The sequence below is a fragment of the Polaromonas sp. P3_A5 genome (assembly GCF_056403055.1).
In genome coordinates, this window is the sequence record NZ_JBFUGF010000001.1 from 838,090 (window position 1) to 862,339 (window position 24,250).

The following is a 24,250-nucleotide window of genomic DNA, read 5'->3' on the forward strand; positions in this document are numbered from 1 at the left end:
TTGTGATGTCTAACGGTTGAGATAAGCGGCATGACTTGGTTTGCCGAGGCATGTCTGGTTGAGGGACGGGTTAGGCCTCGCGCGCACAGGTCTATGCAACATATGCGCCCACGACAACGCAGAACGCGGAGGTGAAGATGATGCGGATGAGAAAGGTGATTTGTGACTTCTTGAAGACTCGAACATCAATGAGATATCCAACCACTCCTGCCAGCCCGTATGCTCCAGCGGCAACCAAATAAGGCGTCTCGAACTGCTGACGGAACAGATGAACTGTGATGACGATCCAGACAAGAACTTCGACGGCTCCTTCTGAGAACTCGAGGACGAGCCGAGACCGCCGACTTAGCGGTTGCTTCCTGACCTCCAGGAAGCCGTTAATAAAGCCCAGGGGGAATGAGACGACATTTGAGGCAACAAAGATTGCCGCGGCATATGCGATCGAGAAGGCTAGCTCCATAGTGGCGGGGCCTAACGTTTGAGATGAGGGGCGGCCGACGGACGGCGAAGCCGGCTGCTGGCTGCCCCCTCGATGGAAGGGTTAGGCCCAGTGTGCGAGTACACCAGAGACATAGAGCGCCGTGGACAAGACGATGCCTCGAAACGGGGTGCTGAACCAGTAGCGCCAGCCGAGAAAGAGACAGCCAGCGAGTAAGGCAAGGCCGACAGCTAGCAGGAACCACGATGAAAACAGGACTGAAGGCTGCGCCAGAGCAAGATAGCCATAGACAAGGCCGAACAGCATTGCGCCGAAGCTATGACTCGCATTGAACCCGACCCAGGCCTTCCACATTGACATCTTGCCCGAAATGACAGGTGAGACTTCCTGCATTCGAGCCATTAGCGCGGGGTCGCGAGGATAAAACTTGTTCCCGCGAAAGGTGAATAGAAGATGAGCACAACCGAGGCCGAGGATCACAAACGCGCTCGCGGCGAGAAGCAGGGAAGCGATACTTGGCATACGTTGTTCCTTCTGGGCCTAACGTTGAAGGTAACCGGCCCACAACACTTGCGGCGAAGCCGCCTTTTGCAGTTGCGGGTCCGTGTCGAGCAACATGTTAGGCAGCATCTTCATGCGACAGAGTCGCTGGATCGAGCACGAACAAAGACCGTCCTCCAACCGATTCGACACCCCATGGGCGTTCCGTGGTCACACGTACCAGGGCTCTCCCATTCGGCTCCATCCAAGATGCCTCAACCTCGCAAGCGATCACGCCCGCTGCCGGGTACACACTGTGCTCGGTCAAGTGCTCCAAGGTCACAACAGGCACCTTCTCCATGAATAGATGCCGTGTCCCCTCAGCATCGACCAACTCGCACTCAACGAAGCCGGGGAAATCCGGGTTGACGAAGCGAAATATCTCAACTGGGATGAGCAGCATTGGTGATGCCTAACGTCAAAGCTGCCCGGCAGGCAGCAAGCGCCGCGCAGCGGCATTCTGTTGCCGCGTGTCCGCGCCGAGCGAAATGTTAGACAGCATACTTGGCATTCTTGTTTTGTCGCCCCGTCAAACGGTGCGGTCTGCGATAAGGTTAATCCGAGGCCACTTTGACAAAAAGCGAACAACCACTATGTCTTTGGGCCGAAAACCGTAACTCATCAATTGCCTACCGCGGTACATCAAGGCATTTCCGCCGGAGCTCGTGGCCGAAAATTCATACGACACGACGAACATCTTGCCGCCGTGACTGTTGCCCAACTCCACGGCACTAACCACCCTGCCTCGGGTAATTGTGCCGCGACGCATTAGCATGAGCTCAGCTAAATAGCGGTAGACAAGCCATCCCACCAAAGCGAAACCCGCAATGGCGGCAGCAGATGCAACGAAGGGCAGGAGTTCCATACGGGCCATTGAGATGCTGTCTAACGTAATGTATACCGCAAGGTCTGCGGTATAACATCGCCCCTGCCGTATATCCTGGCCACTGAAAACCCGGCCAAGTGCTTGTTATTCAAAGACTTATTGCCCATTTTGAGTTTCACTCAGGTCGATAAAAAAGGGACCAAACCCCGCAAACCATTTCTAGGCGGGCAGTGTGGGTACCGCCTCCCCAATATGGACGAGCACCTCGGTTGTGACTTTGGCGGCGTGCCATAGGCACGTCCGCTTGAAGGAAGGGCTGGCCGTCATCGTGTGAATGTCCCGATGTGACGCCTGAGAAATGACGACTCGCCGCAAGGTAAGTCTCATTGACGGTGGCACGCGTTCACTCGGGCACCACCTTCCTGAAGTAGAAGACCTCGTTCTTGAGACCTGACAGGAGGGAGAGGTCAAAAAAATCCAATAGAGTCCAGTTGTTCGCGCCGCATTCAAGGTGTAAATCGGAAGACAGACGAGATATCTCGATTGTTGGGCTGCCAACCATTTGCTGCATTCGTAGTTCCAACTTCGCTGGTATGTCAGCTTGCTCAAGTTGAACGTGCACGGTTTCTTTCTCTCGAATGTACGCGAGGCGCCGGCCGTTGCAAAGGATATCCATCGATACAAACTTGCCATACCAGCCGGGGTTCCGCGTGACTACGACCTTCATGACGGCTAACGTAAAGATGCGCGGGAAGCGCGCTGACGCCCTTGGGCGTTCGTGTTAATCGACAAGTTAGGCCGCTGTCCCGTTACAGGCATCATCTGAATACTCCAGGAGATCGGAACGCCTTGCGTAGCCTCACGGAACGTGCGTCCAGCGGGCCTCCAGACCCTGATAGTACTTCGCAACGATCGACGCAACCTCCGAAGGGGAGGACGGTGCATCCGTACCCACCATATTCCATCCCTGGATCCCAAGCACATTCCAGGACTCGTCGCAATGGAGGACTACCAGCTCCGACGCTTCGCCAAAGGCACAGATGGCAAGGCACGGCACACGACCCAACCAGTCGCCGCCGACGTTCAACCGCAGGAGCCCGGTAAACACGGCATCATCGGTTCGGACGTACGCCAGCACACGACAGCCATTTAGGTTTTTAGGAGGTCGGTCCATGATATTGCGAAGCGGTCTAACGTTGGACATGAGGGGCGGGCCAATAGGCGCGAAGCGGCCATTGAAACGTCCCCTCGGTGGAAAGGTTAGGCGGCATTCTCTCCGGGCAACCAGTTCTAGCCAACAAGCAGCGGGCAACATTGGCGATGGTGACTCGGTCCGATGTAAATATCTCAGCTCGCAAAAGGAAAGCGTAGAGCGAAGATGATGTAAAGGCCTATAGCGATCTCGCCCAGACCGATGAGGATTGCCGGAATCCCTTCAACGACACGCTTCTCATCGCTATCTCCATTCCATGTGAATTTGGCTTCTCGTCGCAGAACACTCTTTACGCCCGCTGCGATCGATGCGAGGCCAAACAGTACGGTGATGATTTTTAAAAGTAGTGCCATGAGACGCCTAATGTTAGAGATGACCGAACCACGATAGTAGCGGTGGAGCGGCCTTTTTGCTGTTGTGAGTCTGTGTTGATTGACGGGTTAAGAATTTCTATCGACCCTCAAACCTGACGGTGCCGACGATGCGTCTGGCGGTGGGTACATGCTTGTTGTTCTCGGTCACGGCTACGGCCGCCAGAATTAGGCCCCTTTTCTGTGCGCACAGTTATTGTTCCGTACCTTGAACGAAAGCACTCAGCGTGGGCATAGTGGTATTCGTACGTTTAGCGGAAAGCATACGATCGCCGGGAAGGAGGTAATACCAATTGAGAACCGGGGCCTCGGCTGGAAATGGTGGGGGAACAAAATCGAACGACCCGTCGATGGTCGTAGCAGCGTCACCAAGCAGGCGAAGTGAAAATGTCACAACGGAAGCAGAGGTACGGGCCACCGTTCCCTCAACCATCAGCCTACGCATACCAGGAGGCGAGTAATCGCCCAGGTCGATGGAACCATGAAAGTGTTGCTCGCCGGAAATCCCACACAATCCGGCAAACCCAAATTTTTCCAAAATCATGGTTGGCAAAAAAAATGACTGCCTGGGGTCAAAGCCAACAGGGTGATTGAACGTTTTTTCATCAAGGCCGTGAAACAGGTGTCGCCCGCCAGAAAGCCGGTAAGACTCGGCGACCGCAACACCCTGGATGACGCGCGAAAACATTTGCGCGTTACCCAAGTGGCGTACCTCTACCTCAAAAGATTCTTTCGGGTTTTGTCCATTGGATGAGATTAGGCGCAATGACTTTGCCGCCATCCAACTTTCTTTGTCAGAGCACGCGGCATGACTGGATGTGACCTGAAATAGTGCAATGGCAATTGAGATATAAAAAAGACGCATGGTCAAGATACTCAACGTTGAAAGTGAGCCGCACATAGAGGCTTGGCGCTATCAGTCGCGCCGAAAATCATGCGCTTCGCGGAGCCGCGGCGTTGTGTGCCGGTTTCGATCGGCCTGTTAGGCAACATGGCCAGGCCGTTCCTTGTTCCGGTGCGCAATCCAATAGGCCAACACCGCGAGCGCAATGACCAGTGCCTGAGCTGGAAAAAGAAGCACCCATGCGATTTCGGTGTCCCTGTAGCCTCTCGCCAAGAGACTGGCCATCCAAAAACAGAATGCAATAAGAGCTGCATTCCCCGCGGCGAGAGTAGCAAGCCATAGCGTAACGCTCGCGCGGGCTCCCATCAAAATCAACGCGGAGCAATACAAGACTGCAGAACACCAAGCGTAGTTCGCTAGAAGGTGTTTCCACTCAAAGCCCGTGTTGCCAATGAATTGTGAGTAGGCCAGGAATATCGGACCAGGCAGAACGAGAAGCGAAACAATTGCAATGACTCGCATGGTGCGGCCTAACGTTGGAGTTGATCGGCGAGCGGGAGGCGTGTGCACGGAGCGCATTGAAGCACTCGGGCGTCAGTGTCGAACGGCTTGTTTGATGCCATTGCCACTAGTGGTTCCTCAGATAGTTCCGGGCAGTATAGATACCAGCCGTCGCGCACAGCCCGCCAACTAACCACGCTAGCGTCAGTCCGAACCACGCAAGCCCTAAGGCCACTCCGATGCAACTGCCGGGGGGACAAAGCTTTTCGTTCGCAAGGTGCAGCAGTGCACCGCAGAGGATGGTCCATCCAATCCACCCGGACCACAGAAACCTACGAAGTCGGTGCGGCGGGAGTTCGTCTGGATGATTCAAGAATGCACCAACCGCGAAGCCAACCGCAAAAAGCGCGAGCACCAGAACGAGCAGTGTTTCCATGGTATCTAACGTAGAAGTCACCGGCGCTGCGCGGCTTTGCCGCACGGCGTCAGTGTGGACTGCCGTGTTAGGAACTCTAGGGCGAACATACGTCTTCCTTTTCTTGCCGACTGACACAGACTTTCACGGTACCTAGGTAATTTGCTGCCGCTGAAAGCCAGCTAACCGGGTCCTCTTCCTCTGCAGAGAACACAAACGCCCCGGGTGCACGGATGTCAAAGGGCCTTACCCTCTTGATCATTGATATGACATATGTGCGCTGAGCAGAAGAAATGGCTTTGACGAAGGTAAGTTCCCCCACGTTCTTGTCCTGGAATCTAGAGCAGTAGAACTGTGCATAAGCAACAGTAAAGATGCCTTCACTACGCGGCTTAGGTGGCACAACATTGGAGTTGGGACAGGCCTTGGCCGTCACACCAAGAGTGAGGCGGATGGCGTTCGTTACAGCATCTTCCGGGGGAGATGGCTCCAGAATGGCTAGAGTGATTGATTCTTTCCATGCAGACCCCTGCTGGTCCAGAGGGACCCACGCCGTAAATTCGAGTCCGTCTTTCTTTTCTTCCGCTGCCTTCTTCCATCCCGCCCAAGCGGGTGGGGCATGAATTCGTAGGCCTTCTCGTTCCTGCCCAAATGCATTGCATAGAGGAAGAGCTGCGACTAGCAGTAGTACTAGGCGAACACGCATTTGGAGTTCTTAACGCAATGTATACCGCAAGGTCCGCGGTATAACATCGCGCTTGCGGTATAACCTGGCCACCAAAAAATCAGCCAAGTGCTTGTTATTAAAAGACTTATTGCTCATTTTGAGTTTCGTTCAGATCGATAAAAAGAACACCAAACCCCGCAAACCGATTCTAGGCGGGCAGTGTGGCTACCGCCTCCTCAATATGGACGAGCTAAGCCTAAACAGCCGATTCCGTTGTGTTTGATCATCCTCGCCCATAAACCGGTGAAAAAACCGCGCTGCCCCGGTCGCCGCTGAATCCCCCCACAAGACCCCATCCCGGTGTTGGAGTGAATCCCCTGGTCCAGCCCGAGGGGTTCACTCCATAACTAGATCAGATTTCGACGGAGTTCAGCACGCTAGAGCAAGGGTGCGACTGAAACCTGGTTTTTTGTTGGCCACGGAGCAACCTGCGTTTGAATTCAGCCGACCGGCCAGCGCAGCTGGCCAGGGTCGGCTGCGATGAAGGGTTGGGCGTCTTAGTGACGACGAGTTTCCGCAAAGAACTTATCCCTATACGCCGAGGCAGACTCTGGCAATTCCATGACCTCTGCGGCCGCTTCGAGCCGCTTCCAGAATGCCGCCTTGCATGTGAAATCTTCCGCAATGCTGGCAATCTCTTGCAGTGCCAAGCCAAGTTCATTATGGGCAAGGTATTCATCGAACTGAACCAATGAATACTTCTCTGAGTCCGCATCGGTGGCCGCCTCGACAAGGTAGCGACGAGCATCTTTCAGGTTTGCTTCAGCAATACCCCAGGTCTTCCATAAACGCGGATTGGTCATGACGCCCAACGTTTGAGCTCAGCGGATCGCGGCGGGAGCCGAAGCCCCTCAGAATTAGTCCGCTGGAGAGACAGGTTAGATGTGCCCATGCTCTATAGCTGCCCCACATTCGGGACAGAACTTATCGAGTGGTGCGACCTCATGGCCTCGAATGCATTTTCGGCCTTTCAGCAACCTGGAGTTGTTGATCGCGGAGTAGAGCGTTGCAAACGCCGCGCCGTAGAAAACCATCCAATGCCCAGAGAAGAGACGCACTTCGGCGCCGGAATTGGCAGCATTGCTCCCGTCTCTATGGCTGGGTACGTCGCTCATACCCAGAATGAAATTGAGCATCGCGTATCCGAAGAGCCCGTAGATCGCATAGCGTGCCCAAGTTGGGCAGCCCGATAGGGCCAGCTTCCAAAAATCAGCGCGTCTTCCGTGGCGCGACATACGATTGGCGACCAAGACCGTCGGAAGCCACACTACGAAGATGCCGGCGTGCAAACCCCAAACCAGATGTCCACCTGGAATTGGCAGGCCAATCAGGGCTGCCAGGTGACTTCCTACGCTGAGAAGCAGACCAACTGCCGATAGCAGCATGAAGGGATACAAGAGGACGTTCATGGTGTCAAAAGAGGTCTAACGGTGGAGGTAAGGGGCGGCTTGTGCGATGCGCAAGACGTCTCATTGACTGAGGGGTTGGGCCACAAGCAGCGTTTATCGAACCACACATCTTCATGGTTGGAGCCATCTATCAGCAAGCGATACCCTGGCGGCAACTCAAGATACTCGACAACCCATGGTAGGGTCTCTGCCAGATTCTCCACATGCAGGAGGGCAAAGAAGTCGCTGGCTTCTGACGGTTCACCTCCGGACCAGAAGTACCAACCGTTAGTACTTGTCGTGGGCTTGTGGCGAAGGCCGTGGATTGGTTCAGTTCCGATCGTCGACAACGCGATGCCTACTTTTGAACCGGCTACAGGTGGCAACGGCGATGCGCCCACCCATTCACAAAGCGGACTTCTCACGGAGCACTCGCATTGTGTTTCCTCGGGGTCTATCGTTTGAGACCACCGGCACGTAGCAAGCGCCGCGCAGCAGGAATCTGCTGCTGTGTGTCCGAGTGGGCCGACCAGTTAGCTTTTAATTGCTGCAACACTTAGCTTTTTCCTGAGTATCAAAAAAGTAATTGCGCCGATCGGAAGAGCAATCGCAACGGTCCATTGCCCGTACAAGGGGGCAAACGCTCCCGCACTAAATAGCTGTAAGGACAAGGGCGCGAAACTCCATTCGCCAGTTGTCCAGTTCACTGCAAACTTTCCAAACCCAAGCATAACGAACAGTACCCACGGCCACTTTCGGCCTTTGAGTTTAGACCTGCCGCAAACAACAAGCGCCCAGAGGGTAAGCAACGGAAAGACTATGGCCAACGCAAAAACAAGGTATTGAATTGGCGTTTTTTTTGCTAACGTGAACCGATTCTGTTGTTCAAGTGAAGCTGGCTGGGGAGCGACACTCAGGCCAACTATGGTGGCCTTACCACCATGATTCCTTACGGCGACGCTCGTCAAAATCCATTTGCCTGAAAAGCCATATTCAAACGTGAGATTGACGGTCGAAGAGTCATCCCTGTTCATCCGATGAGCGCCAACCAGCATAATTGTTGAGGGCTCTCCAGCGGGGATCAATGCCGCCATTTGAACAAGCGCGTCATGAAGTGCCGGCCCAGCTATGCTTGGGTCAGCCGCCTTCTCAATATCCTCAAAGCGCTGCTGTCGCAGAAGATCAATGTAACTTTTGGCCAGCGTCTGATCGGCAGGCGAAGCAAATTTTTGAATCATGTCCGCTTGATTGCACCCCACAAGTGCGAGCAAGAGCAAAGACATAAAGAATTGGCGAAGAGATGAAGTAGTCATTGGAAGCTGGGGGCGAGTACTCTGTCGAGATACATGCTGGCTGATGCGACTTAATGTGCCGGAAACGCTGGGAAAGACTCAAAGTAGGCTATTTGGTCGCAGCTTTCCGGCGTATTCTTTGCATTTCTGGAAGTAGTCGCCGGGCCATGCGTCTTTCATGGGCGTGCCATTAAAGCTGCGGGTCATGGCTATAAACGTATCCACATCACCGGCTTGGCATGCGAATTTCGCGTACGCATTCCTATTCCAATCGGCTGGGTATTTTTTGAGCACGTCTTCAAAGCCGGCTTTCATCTGCGACCAAACTGCGCTCCGATGCGACTCTGCAAAGAAAGCTTCCCCTCCCATGCGCCCTGCTGCGACCCAATAGATACGTGCATACATTCCCTGGCCTTCTGTTGAGGTCGTTCGTCTCACGGCATCCGCAGCAAAATCCTGGATTTGCCGCATGCTCCCTCCCCACATTGGGAGAAAACGCTCTGCCGCCACAAAATATGTCTGGTAATGAAGAGGCTCTTTCGACACTGCTTCTTCGTACAACGCCCAATGTTGGTCTCTTGTCCAGTTCTGCGCAAGCGCCACATCCAGCATCACGATATACCACTGCGGATCATCACTGCTGATTTTTTTGTTCACATCGAGGGTGTTGCGAGCAATCGCCATGTAGCTCGCGAAGCCTTTCCAGCCTTCAGGGGTGACGGTACTTGCATAGCCAGAACCGCGAAGAGCCCAGGCATGCTGCTTCTGTGCGGTAGCCAGTGCTATTGGCGCCATAGCCGATTGAGGAAAAGCTGCGACCCAACGATTCAGTTTGCTTTCTATGGCCGCCCATTGCGCCTCCGAGTTCTTTTCCTTTTCCCCAACAATAGCGTAGCCTAGGTTGCCATAGAAAACGGTGAGATTCCAAACTCCACTGGGGGTTCGACTTCTTTCTGTACGAAGCTTGGTAGCCAACTTATCAAGCGCAACAAAATCATCTGCCTTATAAGCCTTGGTAACGATTTCGTTTAACTCGTTGGGCCCGTAAAAATTTTCCGCATTGGTGTATGTGTTCGTGAAAATTGCCAACAGAATCACACCAAGAGTTCGAATCCAGGTTCTCATAAATTCCTCCCGTTTTGTTGGATGGAGTTTAAGGTCATTGGTTTCGCATGCGAAACGAAAACAAACCCCAGGGGATACTTTTTACAGTGCTCGCGGCTGGTTCGACGTTGCAGTGTTCTGCAATGCCATCGTGATCTGCAGGCTGTCACACGTCAGCGCTCTAACTTTCTCTTTCCATTGCACTGACGCCGCGCAATCCTTGAGAGCTTTTCACTTATAGCCAACCTCCTACAGCTCCAGACTGGCGACAGTCTTCACCGGCATCCTGGTCTGACTCACCGTGATCACATACACGGTTCTGCCTGCATCGTCATCCGCCCAACCACATGCAGACCTTTGAGCCTTTAAGGCTCCGAGCAGAGGGCCGCCTCGCAAGCGAAACAAGGAGAGGTCCTGAGGGGGCTTTTTATTGCTACGATGCCGCGATGACAAAGCTATACCTGCTCATCGTCGCGCTCGTGCTCTGCATTTTGCAAATGTACTGGCCGATCTCCGCCTGGCGCAAAGACGGCTTCATCGCGGCACTCAGGCTATTCGCTTTTGGCGCCTTAACCGTCAGCATGGTCGCGATGAGCGAACTGATCGAGCAGTTTTAATGGCAGCTCTGGCCTAGGGGATTAGATGAATATCAGTAATCTTTTTAACATTAGGTGGATTAGCTGGGGACTCTGCCTCGTTATGTTTCGCATGTACCGAGAAGATTCATATCCCCTGTCACTGTATTTGGCCTTGAGCTTGCCGGTTCTCTTGACCGCAGCCCATCTTGTATTTTCAGTATTCGAATCGACAAAAGACGAATTTGTGAAAACGTCGATTGAGTTCTTGTGGATGATGGGCTTCGCTACTTTACTTGGTGCGGCTGCAATTTATTTCGACGCAGATTTTGTGAACAGAGGCGTGCGTTATGACGCCAATGGTTTTTGGCCACTTGTTCAAGCTAGCGTGCTGCAGGGGGCGGTAACGTTGGTCTGCTTGGTGATTCGCAGGTTTCTTCCGCCGTACCAAGCCACGCGCAGTTAAATTTACCTCAATGAAAGGACTATCTTTCCTCCCGAACTTGCAGGTCAGCGCGAGGAAATGTATGGGCTTGAAGACAGCAATCACCTGCGAGAATCGCTGGATTGAAACTTCCCAAACCCTTTTTGTGCCGGAATCGGTGTCTTGCAAGAGCTGCGTGGTCTTTCACACGTCAAGGCTGATCGCTATCAGTTCAGTTTCACGGTGCAGCGGCCGTTTTCTGTAGCGCCATCGTGATCTGCGGACTGTCACAGGTCAGCTGCGACTCTTGAGGCAGAGTCGGATCGTACGGCTTTTGGAGCAGCTAAAAGCCAGTGCCAACAAGTGGCGGAAGCGGTGAGATTCGAACTCACGGAGGACTTGCATCCTCGGCAGTTTTCAAGACTGCTGCATTCAACCGCTCTGCCACGCTTCCGAGCCGCATAGTTTAACCGCTAGTCGGCGGTCATCTGGCGCGTTGGCGGGTCGCTGTCGATAAATGCGGTCTCGCAGCCTGGACAACAGGCGCGCCGGGCGCATCGGCTGCCTTCCATATGTTGAATTACTCACGAGGGCAGGGCACTGCCAAAAATAGAGGGCTGAAGTCCCCCTCTTTTGGTTCGTCATTGGTCACTTTGTGACTGTCAAGCAAATAGAGCCAAAAAAACGGACTTATTTCCTGGAACTATTTCCTCTCCGCTTCCCAAACGTTTTTTGGAACGGTGACTAAAGGCGCTGGCGCAGCCATGATTGAAACATTCAGTTACAGCACTTTTAGAGGACACAAATATGACTGCTCCAGCATTCCCCCCCGAGGCGGCAGAAAAGGTTACTACGGCATTTGTGCATGCCACCGGCGCCCGCTGGTCGTTTCCGCGGGTCGAAGTCCAGGACCGCGGAACCTTCATGTTGATCAGCGTGGACTCACTTTCCCCGGAAATCCGGGAAATTGAGTTACCCGTCAAGAAATCCATTGCACATGCCTTGAACCAGGTCATTCCGGCGCACCCTACGCAACGGTTTGGTAACTGGATGGTTGTTTTCTTCCGGGACGGAAGGATGTTCGAAACTGTTCACCCCAGCGAGTTTGAGCTGTAAGGGCGTCAGAGTGGTCTGCTATGTGCCTGCTATATATATGAGTCAGCAGCCCGTCGTGGCCAGGGCTTGTCGCCGGAACGCTGTCCGCAGGCGGCATTCACGACCTTGTCCTACACACCGCCAGCCAGCCGCTGGCTAAACTTTCCTTGCGGCCCGTCCCGGGTCGCACCTCCCTCCACTGGCGAAGCCAGTTTTACTGCCCGGTCTTCCGGGCTTTTTTTTGCCTGCTCGCCGCTATGCGGCTTCAGGTTGGGCCAGCAGCATTCCTTTTGTCTCGATAAACGCAATGACTTCCGCAAGGCCGGCATTGGTCTTGAGATTGGTCATGACAAAAGGCTTCAGGCCCTTGGCCGTGGTGCGCATGCGTATGGTGTCCGCCTTCATCACGCCCAGGTCGGCGCCGACGTGGGGAGCCAGGTCGGTTTTGTTGATGACGAACAGATCGCTTTTGGTGATGCCGGGCCCGCCTTTGCGCGGAATCTTCTCGCCGGCAGCCACGTCGATCACGTAGATGGTGAGGTCGCTCAGCTCGGGGCTGAAAGTGGCGGCCAGGTTGTCGCCACCAGATTCGACGAACACGATGTCGGCATTGGGGAAATCCACCAGCATGCGGTCTATGGCTTCGAGGTTGATCGAGGCGTCTTCGCGTATGGCGGTGTGCGGGCAGCCGCCGGTTTCCACGCCCATGATGCGTTCGGCGTCCAGCGCGCCGCTGACGGTCAGGATGCGCTGGTCTTCCTTGGTGTAAATGTCGTTGGTGATGGCGACCAGGTCGTATTTGGCCTTCATGCCTTTGCACAGCATTTCAAGCAATGTGGTTTTGCCGGAACCGACGGGGCCCCCAATGCCGACGCGCAAGGGGGGAAGTTTTTTGGTACGGTTGGCGATGTGATGCAGGCTCATGGGGGGCTTTGTTGAATTTGCGGTGAGAAGTCAGGAGCGGAACAGCCGCGAATACTGGGTTTCATGCTGTGACGAAAGAATGGCCAGCATGGGGGAAAAGGCCTGGCGTTCCTCATCCGGCAACTGCATGGCGGCCTCGACCGCTGCAGGTATGCCGCCGGCAAGGCGCGCCAGCATGCGCTGGCCGGCGCTTTGCCCGAAAGGCACGGATTTGATGGCGGCTTGTGTCATGTTTTCGGCCCAGCCGAAAGCATAGGCCAGCAGGCAGTCGCGCACGCCCGCCTCGGTTTGTGAAACGGCCAACGCAAAGGCAACGGGGAAGGTCGGCTGCATCTGCGCACAGGCCTCAATGTGCACTGCGTTGGCATCGTCATGGTTGCGCAGCCAGTCCAGCAGGGATCTGCCCATTTGCTCGGCCTGGGCGCGCAGCTCGCTGGTTTCCCGGGTTTGCAGCACCCAGGCATTGAGTTGCTGCACGCGCTGCAGGTCGCCCGAGCGCCAGGCGGGAATAGCCTGGGCAATCACCGCCAGGTCACCGCGCGCCAGGCTCAGCTGAAGCTGGTCGGTCAACCAGTTGCTTGCTATCATTTCTGTAGCCGGTTGCGCCCGTTCCATGGCTGTTTCAAGCCCTTCCGAGTATGAAAATCCGCCTACAGGCAAGGCCGGGGAGGCCAGCCAGATGAGCTGGAGCAGGCTGGCGGCCGGTAGCTGCCCTGCAGGCGCGGCGGACATGTCCATCAACGCCCTAGTGCGGCTTGTGCCTGTGGATCTGGATGGCGACCGGCTGGGCTTCGTGGGTGTGGTCGTCATGCCCATGGTTGCAGTCCGGGCCATGCACGTGTGGCGCGGGGGCGGGCTGCGCATGGCCATGAGAATGGTCAGAGGAATGGTCATGCCCATGGCTGTGTCCGCCAGCGCTGTAGGCCCCGCCTTCGGGCTCGAAAGCTTCTTCAACTTCGTTCACGATCAGGTGCATGGCACGCAGCATGTCGGCCAGCACATGGTCGGGTTCAATTTTCAGGTGGTCGGGCTTGAGTTCAATCGGCACATGCCGGTTGCCCAGGTGGTAGGCGGCGCGCGTCAGGTCGAAAGGGGAGCCGTGCGACGGGCACGCGGTGATGCGGAGCACGGCCTGCGGGGCGGCGATCACTTTGACCATGGAGCCGTCTTCCGCCACCAGCACGTCGCCGCCACGCACCAGCGTGCCGCGCGGCAAAAAAATACCGAGCTGCCGGCCCAGCGAATCGGTACCGTCAAACCGGCTTTTCTGGCGAACATCCCAGTCAAGCTCGATGCTGGAGGCGCGCTTGACGAGAACAGGCGCAAGGCCGGCGCCCTGCGAAATGACTTTGGAAACCTGGAGCATGGAACCTTAAAACAGGAAATAGCGTTGCGTCATCGGCAGGCTGGTGGCTGGCTCGCAGGTCAGCAGCTGGCCGTCTGCGCGCACCAGGTAGGTCTGGGCGTCAACCTCCATCCTGGGCAGATAGGCATTGTGGACCATGTGCTGCTTGCGCACGCCGCGCACGTTCTTCACCGCACTCAGGTTTTTGGCCAGGCCAAAGCGCTCCTTGACGCCGGCGTTCAGCCCGGCTTGCGAGACAAAGGTCAGCGAACCTTTGGCAATCGCGCCGCCGAAGCCGCCGAACATGGGGCGGTAGTGCACTGGCTGCGGCGTGGGGATGGAGGCGTTCGGGTCGCCCATGGCCGCCATGGCGATAAATCCACCCTTGAGGATCACCGAGGGTTTGATGCCGAAGAAGGCCGGCTTCCACACCACGAGGTCGGCCCATTTGCCTAACTCGACTGAGCCGACTTCGTGCGAGATGCCATGGGCAATCGCCGGGTTGATGGTGTATTTGCTGATGTAGCGCTTGGCGCGGAAGTTGTCGTGGCGGTCCGTGTCGCCGGGCAGCTTGCCGCGCTGCTGTTTCATCTTGTGCGCGGTCTGCCAGGTGCGGATGATCACTTCGCCGACGCGGCCCATGGCCTGGCTGTCACTGCTCATCATGCTGATGGCGCCCAGGTCGTGCAGCACGTCTTCGGCTGCGATGGTTTCCTTGCGGATGCGGCTTTCGGCGAAGGCCAGGTCTTCGGCGATGCCGGCGTCCAGGTGGTGGCACACCATCAGCATGTCGACGTGCTCGTCAAGCGTGTTGACGGTGTAGGGCATGGTCGGGTTGGTGGAGGAGGGCAGGAAGTTCTCTTCGCCCACCACACGCAGGATGTCGGGTGCATGGCCGCCGCCAGCGCCTTCGGTGTGGAAGGCGCAGAGGCTGCGGCCTTTGGTGGCGGCAATCGTGTTCTCGACAAAACCCGACTCGTTGAGTGTGTCGCTGTGGATGGCGACCTGTGTGTCGGTTTCTTCCGCCACATCCAGGCAGTTGCTGATGGCCGCGGGCGTGGTGCCCCAGTCCTCGTGCAGCTTCAGGCCGATGACACCGGCGTTGATCTGCTCGTGCAGCGCGGCGGGCAGGCTGGCATTGCCCTTGCCGAGGAAGCCGAGGTTCATGGGGAAGGCGTCGGCTGCCTGCAGCATGCGCTCAATGTTCCAGGGGCCGGGCGTGCAGGTGGTGGCAAAGGTGCCGGTGGCCGGGCCGGTGCCGCCGCCCAGCATGGTGGTGATACCGGCCGTCAGCGCTTCCTCGATCTGCTGCGGGCAGATGAAGTGGATGTGCGAGTCGATGCCGCCGGCCGTGACGATCATGCCTTCGCAGCTGATGATCTCGGTGCCGGGGCCGATGATCATGTCGACGCCGGGCTGGGTGTCGGGGTTGCCGGCCTTGCCGATGGCGGCGATGCGCCCGCCCTTCAGGCCGATGTCGGCCTTCACGATACCCCAGTGGTCGATGATGAGCGCATTCGTCATCACGCAATCCATCGCGCCTTCGGCCCGGGTTTTTTGCGACTGGGCCATGCCGTCGCGTATGGTCTTGCCGCCGCCGAATTTGACTTCCTCACCGTAGCTGCCGGCGCGCAGGGTGTAATCGGCTTCGACTTCGACCACCAAATCCGTATCGGCCAGCCGCAGCCGGTCACCGACGGTGGGGCCGAACATTTCCGCATAGGCGCGGCGTCCAATTGTTGCCATCAAAGTGCTCCCTGCACGAGTCCGCGAAAGCCGAACACTTTTCGGTCGCCGGAAAATTCCACCAATTCCACCGTGCGCTGCTGCCCCGGCTCGAAGCGCACGGCCGTGCCCGACGCGATGTTCAGGCGCATGCCGCGCGCGGCCTCGCGGTCAAAGCCAAGCGCGCCGTTGGTTTCGGCGAAGTGGTAATGCGAGCCGACCTGTATGGGCCGGTCGGCCGTGTTCTGCACAACGACGGTCAGCGTGCGGCGGCCTGCGTTGAGTACGTGGTCGGGGCCGTCGGTGATGAGTTCGCCGGGAATCATGGTGCGCCTCAGGCCAGTTGGGCGAGCAGGGTCACGCCGAAGAGGGCGACGGCGGCGCCAGCTATGCGAGGCAGCCAGACGCTGGCGCTGCGCAGCGCCCAACCCGCACCCAGGCCCGCCAGGTGCAGCAGCAGCGTAGCGGCCAGCATGCCCGACAGGGTGGCCCAGGCGCCGGGCGCTCCGGCCAGTTCATAGCCGTGGGCCAGGCCATGGAAAACGGCGAACACACCGGCGATGAGCGCCGCCGCAATGCCGGGTACATGCCAGCGCGTCACGACCAGCAGGCCGGTGACCAGCAGCGAAGCCGCGATCATGGGCTCGACGGCGGGAATCTGCAGACCCTGCAGGCCCAGCAGGGCGCCTGCCAGCAGCATGCCGGCAAAGCCCAGCGGGCCCCACAACAGTTCAGGCCCGGCGCGCCGCGCGGCCAGCGCGCTCCACAGGCCCACGGCCACCATGGCCGCCAGGTGGTCCATACCCGTCAGCGGGTGGAAAAAGCCGCTGAGGAAGGCGCTGGCGTGGTCGTGCACCGCAGCGCCGGATTGATGGTCAATATGGGCGCTAGCACCCGTCGATACTGCGCAAGCAGCTATCAAAAAGAGAGCGTTTTTGGTTTTGATTTGCATGGTGGCGATCTCGGGTAATGCTTAAACAATCGGCTGGTGCACGGTGACCAGCTTGGTACCGTCGGGAAAAGTCGCTTCGACCTGGATGTCGGGGATCAGCTCGGGGATGCCGTCCATCACGTCGGCGCGGGTCAGCACCGTGCGGCCCTCGCTCATCAGCTGGGCGACGGATTTGCCGTCGCGCGCACCTTCCATGACGGCGGCGCTGATGAGGGCGACGGACTCGGGGTAGTTGAGCTTGAGGCCGCGGGCGCGGCGCCTTTCGGCGAGCAGGGCAGCGGTAAAAATAAGGAGCTTGTCTTTTTCTCTGGGCGTCAATTCCATGGGGCTCTCTCAGGGCAGGCTGCCGGCTTGGGGATGCTTGCCGGGGTGCAAGAATGGTGCCATAAGAAACGTGAGCCACCAAGGCCGCCCCGGGGTAGAACGCATGGCACAGAACATGCACCTGGAGACGGTCAATCACTCCGCGCCCGGCGCATCTGCCCACTCCATGGACGCCCCGCTCACGCCCCAGCTGCCGCCACTGCCGCCCGAAGCGGCCGGGGCCGCGCCTTTGGCGGCCGAAGCGCCGCCGCTGCAGCGCATCATCAAGGTCAGGCGCGACTACAACAGCTGGGTGGCAAGCGAAACCATGGAAGACTATGCGCTGCGTTTCACGCCGCAGCGCTTTCGCAAGTGGTCTGAATGGCGGGTGGCCAACACCGCGTTCGGCGCGGCTTCTTTCCTGATTCTGGAAGCTGTGGGTGCCACGCTGCTGGTGAAGTACGGGTTTACCAACGCCTTCTGGGCGATCATGGCCACCGGGCTCATCATTTTCATGGCGGGCCTGCCCATCAGCATTTACGCAGCGCGTTATGGCGTCGACATGGACTTGCTGACGCGCGGCGCTGGTTTTGGCTATATCGGCTCCACGCTGACCTCGCTCATCTACGCCTCGTTTACCTTTATCTTTTTCGCGCTGGAAGCGGCGGTCATGGCTTACGCCCTGGACCTCGCCCTGGGTATCCCGCCCAGCTGGGGTTACCTGATCTGCGCGCTGGTGGTCATTCCGCTGGTAACCCATGGCGTCTCCGCGATCTCCCGCCTGCAGGTCTGGACACAGCCTTTATGGCTGGTCATGCTGGTGGTGCCTTTTGTTTATGTCTTCCTGCGCGATCCCGGTGCGTTTTCGGGCGTTTTGCACTACGGAGGGGAGACTGGAACGAACGGTGAATTTAATTTGCACCTGTTTGGTGCCGCTTTAACAGTCGGAATCGCGCTGATCACCCAGATGGGTGAGCAGGCCGACTATTTGCGCTTCATGCCGGTGCAGACTGACGCCAACCGCTGGCGGTGGTGGGCCGGTGTGCTGGCGGGCGGGCCCGGCTGGGTGCTACTCGGCGTGGTGAAGATGCTGGGCGGCGCTTTCCTGGCCTATCTGGCCATCTCCAACATGGTGCCGCTGGACCGGGCGGTAGACCCCAACCAGATGTATCTTGCGGCCTACGAGTATGTCTTTCCGAATTACGGCATGGCGGTGGCGGCCACGGCGCTGTTCGTGGTGGTGTCGCAACTGAAGATCAATGTGACCAACGCGTACGCCGGTTCCCTCGCGTGGTCGAATTTTTTCTCGCGCATCACGCACAGCCACCCCGGGCGGGTGGTGTGGGTGGTGTTCAACACGCTCATTGCCTTCATGCTGATGGAGATGAATGTGTTCCAGGCGCTGGGCGACGTGTTGGGGCTGTATTCGAACATCGCCATCGCATGGGTGATGGCTGTCGTCGCCGACCTGGTCGTCAACAAACCGCTGGGCCTTTCTCCCAAAGGCATTGAATTCAAACGGGCCCACCTGTACGACATCAACCCGGTCGGCGTGGGCGCCATGGCGCTGGCTTCGCTCTTGTCGGTCACAGCGCATCTGGGGCTTTACGGCGAAACGGCGCGGGCTTTTTCCGCGGTGATCGCCATGGGCACCGCATTTGTGACCGCGCCCCTGATCGCGTGGGCGACCCAGGGCCGTTACTACATTGCGCGCAGCTCCGGAGCGACTGCTTCCGACGGTTCTTACAAGCGCTATGCGACGCAGCAGTGTGTCATTTGCGAACGCGCCTACGAAGGCCCGGACATGGCGCACTGTCCCGCCTACCAGGGGCCCATCTGCTCGCTGTGCTGCACGCTGGACGCGCGCTGCGGCGACCTGTGCAAGCCGCACGCCAGCCTGTCGGCGCAGTGGTCGGGTGCGCTGCGCTGGCTGCTGCCGCGCCGCACCTGGCCTTACCTTGATACGGGCCTGGGCCATTTCCTGCTGCTCATGCTCATCATCGTGCCGCTGCTGGCCAGCGTGTTCGGCCTGCTGTACCACCAGGAAATCAGCGCGCTGGCGGACATCGAGCCTTCCGAGCCGGCTTTGCGTTCAGGTTTCATGAAGGCGTACATGGCCTTGCTGGTCATTGCCGGCCTTGTGGCCTGGTGGCTGGTGCTGGCGCATAAAAGCCGCCAGGTGGCCCAGGAAGAATCGAACCGCCAGACCCATTTGTTGATGCGCGAGATCGAGTCGCACCGGCAAACAGACGAGGCGCTGCAACAGGCCAAGCTGGTGGCAGAAGAGGCCCGCCGCCATGCCGACCAGGCCAACCAGGCGAAAAGCCGCTATATCAGCGCCATCAGCCACGAATTGCGCACGCCGCTCAACAGCATCCTGGGTTACGCGCAGCTGATGGGTGAAGACAACGCCATACCGCCGCACCGCAAACAGGCTGTCAGCGTCATCAAGCGCGGGGGCGAACACCTGCTTTCGCTGATCGAGGGAACGCTCGATATTGCCCGCATCGAGGCGGGCAAGCTCACGTTGAATGTCAAGCCCATGCATTTCGCCGACTGTGTGCACGAGATGGCCGGCATGTTCGAGCTGCAGGCCGCCGCCAAGGGTCTCGGGTTCCGCTTTGAGACCAGCGGTCATCTGCCGGAGCTGGTGCGAGCCGATGAGAAACGCGTTCGGCAGATTCTCATCAATTTGCTGGGCAACGCCATCAAGTTCACGGCGCAGGGCCAGGTGATTTTCAGGTTGCGCCATGCGCGCGAGATGGCCTACATCGACATTGAAGATACCGGCCCGGGCATGGGTGAGGCGGAGCTGTCCCGGATTTTTGAGCCTTTTGCGCGAGGGGCTACAGCCGGCCAAAGCGCGGAAGGCACACCGGGCGCCGGTTTGGGCTTGACGATTGCCAAGATGCTGACCGACCTGATGGGTGGCGAGATGACGGTGGTCAGCACCCCGGGCGAAGGCTCGATTTTCCGTATCCGGCTGTTTTTGCCCGAAGTGCACATGGCCGCAGGAGCCGTCAAGGATGCCGCCACCAAACCAGCCAGGCGCCAGCCGCGCGGCTATGAAGGGGTTCGCCGCAAGCTGCTGGTGGTCGACAACGAAGAGCCCGACCGTGAACTGCTGGTGCAACTGCTTGAGCCCATGGGATTTGAATTGCGTACCGCCGCCAGCGGTCACGATTGCATGGATCTGCTGGCCAGCGGGTACCGGCCCGACGTGATCTTCATGGACCTGGCCATGCCGGGGATCGATGGCTGGGAAACCCTGCGCCGTGTGCGTGCGTCAGGGCACGAGGACATTCATCTCGCCATTGTTTCCGCCAACGCATTCGACAAGGGCGCCGAGAACGATGCCGGCATCCTTCCCGAGGATTTCATCCTCAAACCGGTGCGCCATACCGAACTGATCGACTGGCTTGAACGGCGGCTGGCCCTCAAGTGGCGCTATGACCTTGCTGCGGATGACGGCGACCCTGTGGTCCAGGCCGTGCCACCGCGTGTACTGCCCGATGCGTCTCAACTCGCGGCCCTGCTCGAGGTCGTCAATCTCGGGTTTTACCGGGGCATCATGAACAACCTGGCAGAAATTGAACGGCAGCGGCCGGAGGCCGCGGCCTTTGTGGACGAAATGCGCGTGCTGGCGCGGCAATTTCAGTTTGAAGCCATGGGCCGCCAGCTAGCCAACAAGGAGACGGGCCATGAGCAGCGTGCTTGACGACGGACCAACGCTGGATCGAAAGCTGGACCGCACACTGGACCGGGCCAACAGCGATATCGTGCTGATTGTGGACGACGTGCCCGACAACCTGTCGGTCCTGCACGATGCGCTCGATGAATCGGGCTATACCGTCCTTGTGGCCACCAGTGGCGAGGCAGCGCTGCAGCGTGCGCTGCAGGCTTTGCCCGACATCGTTTTGTTAGACGCCATGATGCCCGGGATGGACGGCTTCGAAGTTGCCAAGCGCCTGAAGGCCATGGCTGAAACGGCGCACATTCCCATTATTTTCATGACCGGTCTCACGGAAACCGAGTACCTCGTGGCGGCCCTGGAAGCCGGTGGAGTGGACTACGTTACCAAACCGATCAAGCCCAAGGAAGTGATGGCACGCATGGGCGTGCATTTGCAAGGCGCCCGCCGTGCCAGGCAGGAAGCGCGGCAGGCAGGGCAAGCACGCAATGCGCTGGACGCTTTCGGCTACGCCAGCATCACGGTGCGCATGGGAGGTGAGGCAGACGGGAAATTGATCTGGCAAACGCCGCTGGCGCGCGACCTGCTCATGCGCTATTACGGTACGTCCGCGCCGCAAACACCCGAACCTGTACTCAACTGGCTGCGCCGCCACATGGCGGAGGCCGAGCGCCAGGTTGAGCCGCCGCGCCTGGCGGTGGAGCTTGGTCCGCGGCGCCTGACCTTCCGGCTGCACCAGCAGACCGGCGACGGCGACGGCGGCGGTGACTGGTTGATCGTCATGCGCGAAATTTCCGACGACGCAGTGGTGGAAGCCATGAGCCTGAGCTTCAAGCTCACCGCCCGAGAAGCTGAAGTGCTGTATTGGGTGGTCAAGGGCAAGACCAATCGCGACATTGGAGACATCCTGGGCTCTAGCCCAGCCACGGTCAAAAAGCATCTGGAACGGGTGTATGCCAAGCTGGGTGTGGAAACCCGCACCGCTGCCGCAGGTATGGCCATGAACCGCATACGGCAGCTGCATCCCCAGTTTGAGGGCTAGAGATAGAGCCCCCACGCTTGTCGCTTCGCGTACTGCGTTGCCCCCCGAGGGGGCCGCTGCGCCTGCGGCCCGGCAAAGCCGGCTCCGCGGCCCCTGGTTGCTAAGAATGAGCGGTTTGCGATGGCCGTATCAGGTAAAAAGCGTGATTTCCGCTGGGCGGTTACAATAAGAGCTTCGGTAAAGCATCAGCTTTTTTCATCGAGGCCTTTTCCCAACAGGCTTCCTTCTCAATTGCGGCGCTTCCCAGAGCCCGAATCCACAGTGTTTTCAGTGCCCATACAGCCCTGAACCCTCTCAACACTGTTCCGTTTTTCCGGCGAGCACTATTCCCGACAGTGCCACGCATGGCTCAACCAGCCCAGCCCCTGACAAGGGCCAGGTGGGTGGACACCGAACACCCGCCGGCTTGCTCGCAAGCCGATTACTCCTTATTTATCAAGCCGGGACACATACCCGGCACGGACTTTTTATGAACGTAGATCACACCAAAATCGCGGTGGGCAAGTACCTTGTCTCACCACTGGCCAAGCAGCAAGGCGAACGCTACGCTGCATCGGTCTCCATCCGCTCAGGCAGCGGCAGCGCCACGCACGACCGCGTGATGCGCTTCAGCGGCCTTTTCGACAGTGCGGCCGCGGCCGTGCATTACGCGACGGAACATGCCCTCGGCTGGATCCACGAGCGTTCGGCGCCGGCCTGCGCATAAGCCTTGCCAGCCCTTACAACAGACATCACTGACAATTTTTCCAATTCCCTAGGAGTTACATCATGGCCAAAGAAGAACTGATTGAAATGCATGGGCTGGTAGACGAAGTGTTGCCTGATTCGCGCTTTCGCGTCACGCTCGACAACGGCCACAAGCTCGTGGCCTATACCTCCGGCAAGATGCGGAAAAACCATATTCGTATCCTTGCCGGCGACCAGGTGTCGCTGGAACTCTCGCCCTATGACTTGAGCAAGGGCCGCATCACCTTCCGCCATATCGCTGGCCGTGGCCCAGGCCCGGCGCCGCGCCAGGCTCGCTAAACCGGCGGCTCGTCGCGCCCCAAAAAAGCACAAAGCCCGGCAGGCGGAGAATCCTCCGTTTGCCGGGCTTTGTTGTTTTCCCCTGAACTGTGAACAGGCCCTAGCGCCGGCCGGTCGCCATGTGCTCGGTCTTCTTGTTGATCAGCACTTCGGGCTCCTGGGCCTCGACCCAGGTTTCATGGTTGAGCCCGGCCTGGAGCCGCTCAGTGTCCAGATCATTCGTCCATTTGGCGACCACTATCGTGGCCACGCCATTGCCGATCAGGTTGGTCAGCGCCCGCGCTTCCGACATAAAGCGGTCAATCCCCAGAATCAGCGCCAGCCCGGCCACAGGCACGGTACCCACCGCCGACAACGTGGCGGCCAGCACAATGAATCCGCTGCCGGTGATGCCTGCCGCGCCTTTCGAAGTCAGCAACAGCACCGCCAGCAGCGTGAGTTCCTGCGTGAGGGTCATGGGCGTATTGGTGGCCTGCGCGATGAACACCGCCGCCATCGTGAGATAGATCGAGGTGCCGTCCAGGTTGAACGAATAACCGGTCGGGATCACCAGGCCGACGGTGGTTTTCTTTGCGCCCAGGTTCTCCATCTTTTCCATCATGCGCGGCAGCACGGACTCGGAGGACGAGGTGCCCAGCACGATCAGCAGCTCTTCCTTGATGTATTTGATGAACTTCCAGATACTGAACCCGTGCAGGCGCGCAATGGTGCCCAACACTACGAAGATGAAGATCAGGCAGGTCGCATAAAAAGCGGCCATCAGCTTGCCGAGCGACACCAGGCTGTCCACGCCATAAGCGCCTATGGTGAAGGCCATTGCGCCGAAAGCGCCTATGGGCGCCACCTTCATGATGAAGCCGACAATGGTGAACAGCACATGCGAGGCTTTTTCGACGAAGTCGAACACCAGCGTACCGCGCCCGCCGAAACGGTGCAACGCGAAGCCGAACATCACCGCGATCAGCAGCACCTGCAGAATTTCACCCTTGGCGAAGGCATCCACCACGGTGGACGGAATGATGTTCATGATGAAGTCGGTCGTGCCGACCATTTTCCCGGGGCCGGTATAGGCCGCGATGGCCTTGGTGTCCAGCGTGGACACGTCGACATTCATGCCTTCGCCCGGCTTGAACACGTTGACCAGGACCAGCCCGATGATCAGCGCGAAGGTGCTGACGACTTCAAAGTACAGCAGCGCCAGGCCGCCGGTCTTGCCGACCTTCTTCATGTCCTCCATGCCGGCGATGCCGATCACGACGGTGCAGAAGATGATGGGTGCGATCATCATCTTGATGAGCTTGATGAAGCCGTCGCCCAGCGGCTTCATGAGCTTTCCGGCCTCAGGGTAAAAATGCCCCAGCAGCACACCGGCGATCACGGCGCAGATCACCTGGAAGTAGAGCGATTTGTAAAGGGGTGGCTTGCGGCTTGTCTTCGTTGTCGTTGTGCTTGTCATGGCCGGGTCGCATCAGCGAATGCGCGGGTTGT

At 58.2% G+C, this 24,250-nt stretch carries 26 protein-coding genes and 1 tRNA gene; 7 read left to right on the forward strand and 20 right to left on the reverse strand.

Going from position 1 to position 24,250, the window contains the following annotated elements; genetic code table 11:
• Positions 1 to 91: 91 nt before the first annotated feature.
• From AC1DU8_RS04050 to AC1DU8_RS04100, 11 genes are all read right to left on the reverse strand, one after another.
• Positions 92 to 460: a hypothetical protein gene (locus AC1DU8_RS04050; RefSeq protein ID WP_477667676.1), complete on the reverse strand. Its 369-nt coding sequence runs from the start codon at positions 458 to 460 to the stop codon at positions 92 to 94.
• 81 nt (positions 461 to 541) lie between these two features.
• Positions 542 to 961 carry an LIC_13387 family protein gene (locus tag AC1DU8_RS04055; protein WP_477690328.1) on the reverse strand — a complete coding sequence of 140 codons (420 nt, stop codon included), beginning with the start codon at positions 959 to 961 and terminating at the stop codon, positions 542 to 544.
• Positions 962 to 1,508: 547 nt separating this feature from the next.
• Positions 1,509 to 1,853: a hypothetical protein gene (locus AC1DU8_RS04060; protein WP_477726459.1), complete on the reverse strand. Its 345-nt coding sequence runs from the start codon at positions 1,851 to 1,853 to the stop codon at positions 1,509 to 1,511.
• Between the two features lie 355 nt (positions 1,854 to 2,208).
• Positions 2,209 to 2,532: a hypothetical protein gene (locus AC1DU8_RS04065; protein ID WP_477690329.1), complete on the reverse strand. Its 324-nt coding sequence runs from the start codon at positions 2,530 to 2,532 to the stop codon at positions 2,209 to 2,211.
• 620 nt (positions 2,533 to 3,152) lie between these two features.
• Positions 3,153 to 3,371: a hypothetical protein gene (locus AC1DU8_RS04070; protein WP_477667673.1), complete on the reverse strand. Its 219-nt coding sequence runs from the start codon at positions 3,369 to 3,371 to the stop codon at positions 3,153 to 3,155.
• A gap of 211 nt (positions 3,372 to 3,582) precedes the next feature.
• Positions 3,583 to 4,254, reverse strand: coding sequence for a hypothetical protein (locus AC1DU8_RS04075; protein ID WP_477690330.1), 672 nt, complete (start codon positions 4,252 to 4,254; stop codon positions 3,583 to 3,585).
• A 2,119-nt stretch (positions 4,255 to 6,373) separates the two neighbouring features.
• On the reverse strand, positions 6,374 to 6,679 hold the full coding sequence (locus AC1DU8_RS04080) for a hypothetical protein (RefSeq protein WP_457282158.1): 306 nt from the start codon (positions 6,677 to 6,679) through the stop codon (positions 6,374 to 6,376).
• Positions 6,680 to 6,754: 75 nt separating this feature from the next.
• Positions 6,755 to 7,285, reverse strand: coding sequence for a hypothetical protein (locus AC1DU8_RS04085; RefSeq protein WP_457282157.1), 531 nt, complete (start codon positions 7,283 to 7,285; stop codon positions 6,755 to 6,757).
• Positions 7,282 to 7,689, reverse strand: coding sequence for an immunity protein Imm33 domain-containing protein (locus AC1DU8_RS04090; RefSeq protein WP_477702819.1), 408 nt, complete (start codon positions 7,687 to 7,689; stop codon positions 7,282 to 7,284). Before AC1DU8_RS04090 ends, AC1DU8_RS04085 begins: the two co-directional genes overlap by 4 nt.
• A gap of 108 nt (positions 7,690 to 7,797) precedes the next feature.
• Complete coding sequence (locus AC1DU8_RS04095) at positions 7,798 to 8,502, reverse strand: hypothetical protein (RefSeq protein ID WP_457282156.1); 705 nt, start codon at positions 8,500 to 8,502, stop codon at positions 7,798 to 7,800.
• A gap of 153 nt (positions 8,503 to 8,655) precedes the next feature.
• A complete protein-coding gene (locus AC1DU8_RS04100; protein ID WP_457282155.1) occupies positions 8,656 to 9,681 on the reverse strand; it encodes a hypothetical protein in 1,026 nt (341 codons plus the stop codon).
• Positions 9,682 to 10,007: 326 nt separating this feature from the next.
• On the opposite strand from AC1DU8_RS04100, the gene AC1DU8_RS04105 reads away from it, so the two are divergent.
• Both AC1DU8_RS04105 and AC1DU8_RS04110 read left to right on the forward strand, forming a co-directional pair.
• The gene (locus tag AC1DU8_RS04105) at positions 10,008 to 10,277 is read left to right on the forward strand and encodes a hypothetical protein (RefSeq protein ID WP_457282154.1); all 270 of its coding nucleotides are present in this window, start codon (positions 10,008 to 10,010) and stop codon (positions 10,275 to 10,277) included.
• A 25-nt stretch (positions 10,278 to 10,302) separates the two neighbouring features.
• The gene (locus AC1DU8_RS04110; RefSeq protein WP_457282153.1) at positions 10,303 to 10,701 is read left to right on the forward strand and encodes a hypothetical protein; all 399 of its coding nucleotides are present in this window, start codon (positions 10,303 to 10,305) and stop codon (positions 10,699 to 10,701) included.
• Between the two features lie 322 nt (positions 10,702 to 11,023).
• Here the strand turns inward: AC1DU8_RS04110 and AC1DU8_RS04115 are convergent.
• Positions 11,024 to 11,113, reverse strand: a tRNA-Ser gene (locus AC1DU8_RS04115).
• 353 nt (positions 11,114 to 11,466) lie between these two features.
• On the opposite strand from AC1DU8_RS04115, the gene AC1DU8_RS04120 reads away from it, so the two are divergent.
• On the forward strand, positions 11,467 to 11,775 hold the full coding sequence (locus tag AC1DU8_RS04120) for a hypothetical protein (RefSeq protein WP_457282152.1): 309 nt from the start codon (positions 11,467 to 11,469) through the stop codon (positions 11,773 to 11,775).
• Positions 11,776 to 12,009: 234 nt separating this feature from the next.
• Here AC1DU8_RS04120 and ureG read toward each other — a convergent pair whose 3' ends face one another.
• From ureG to AC1DU8_RS04155, 7 genes are read right to left on the reverse strand one after another with little or no spacing between them, the layout of a single operon-like run.
• A complete protein-coding gene (gene ureG, locus AC1DU8_RS04125) occupies positions 12,010 to 12,678 on the reverse strand; it encodes an urease accessory protein UreG (protein ID WP_457282151.1) in 669 nt (222 codons plus the stop codon).
• 30 nt (positions 12,679 to 12,708) lie between these two features.
• Entirely contained in the window at positions 12,709 to 13,410 is a 702-nt protein-coding gene (locus AC1DU8_RS04130) for an urease accessory protein UreF (protein ID WP_477727030.1), read from the reverse strand.
• A 13-nt stretch (positions 13,411 to 13,423) separates the two neighbouring features.
• A complete protein-coding gene (gene ureE / locus AC1DU8_RS04135; RefSeq protein ID WP_457282150.1) occupies positions 13,424 to 14,044 on the reverse strand; it encodes an urease accessory protein UreE in 621 nt (206 codons plus the stop codon).
• Between the two features lie 6 nt (positions 14,045 to 14,050).
• Complete coding sequence (gene ureC, locus AC1DU8_RS04140; protein ID WP_457282149.1) at positions 14,051 to 15,769, reverse strand: urease subunit alpha; 1,719 nt, start codon at positions 15,767 to 15,769, stop codon at positions 14,051 to 14,053.
• Positions 15,769 to 16,074 carry an urease subunit beta gene (locus AC1DU8_RS04145; protein ID WP_477690334.1) on the reverse strand — a complete coding sequence of 102 codons (306 nt, stop codon included), beginning with the start codon at positions 16,072 to 16,074 and terminating at the stop codon, positions 15,769 to 15,771. Before AC1DU8_RS04145 ends, ureC begins: the two co-directional genes overlap by 1 nt.
• An 8-nt stretch (positions 16,075 to 16,082) precedes the next feature.
• Entirely contained in the window at positions 16,083 to 16,700 is a 618-nt protein-coding gene (locus AC1DU8_RS04150; protein WP_477667668.1) for a HupE/UreJ family protein, read from the reverse strand.
• A 21-nt stretch (positions 16,701 to 16,721) separates the two neighbouring features.
• Positions 16,722 to 17,024: an urease subunit gamma gene (locus tag AC1DU8_RS04155; RefSeq protein ID WP_007874763.1), complete on the reverse strand. Its 303-nt coding sequence runs from the start codon at positions 17,022 to 17,024 to the stop codon at positions 16,722 to 16,724.
• A 166-nt stretch (positions 17,025 to 17,190) separates the two neighbouring features.
• On the opposite strand from AC1DU8_RS04155, the gene AC1DU8_RS04160 reads away from it, so the two are divergent.
• The 4 genes from AC1DU8_RS04160 (at position 17,191) to infA (ending at position 22,762) form a co-directional block, all read left to right on the forward strand.
• Positions 17,191 to 20,721: a hybrid sensor histidine kinase/response regulator gene (locus AC1DU8_RS04160; protein WP_457282272.1), complete on the forward strand. Its 3,531-nt coding sequence runs from the start codon at positions 17,191 to 17,193 to the stop codon at positions 20,719 to 20,721.
• Positions 20,705 to 21,736 carry a response regulator gene (locus AC1DU8_RS04165; RefSeq protein ID WP_457282146.1) on the forward strand — a complete coding sequence of 344 codons (1,032 nt, stop codon included), beginning with the start codon at positions 20,705 to 20,707 and terminating at the stop codon, positions 21,734 to 21,736. Before AC1DU8_RS04160 ends, AC1DU8_RS04165 begins: the two co-directional genes overlap by 17 nt.
• Positions 21,737 to 22,205: 469 nt before the next feature.
• On the forward strand, positions 22,206 to 22,442 hold the full coding sequence (locus AC1DU8_RS04170) for a hypothetical protein (protein ID WP_457282145.1): 237 nt from the start codon (positions 22,206 to 22,208) through the stop codon (positions 22,440 to 22,442).
• 62 nt (positions 22,443 to 22,504) lie between these two features.
• Positions 22,505 to 22,762, forward strand: coding sequence for a translation initiation factor IF-1 (gene infA, locus AC1DU8_RS04175; protein WP_092132708.1), 258 nt, complete (start codon positions 22,505 to 22,507; stop codon positions 22,760 to 22,762).
• Positions 22,763 to 22,862: 100 nt separating this feature from the next.
• On the opposite strand, the gene AC1DU8_RS04180 is transcribed toward infA, so the two are convergent.
• Positions 22,863 to 24,218: a dicarboxylate/amino acid:cation symporter gene (locus AC1DU8_RS04180; RefSeq protein WP_457282144.1), complete on the reverse strand. Its 1,356-nt coding sequence runs from the start codon at positions 24,216 to 24,218 to the stop codon at positions 22,863 to 22,865.
• Between the last annotated feature and the right edge of the window lie 32 nt (positions 24,219 to 24,250).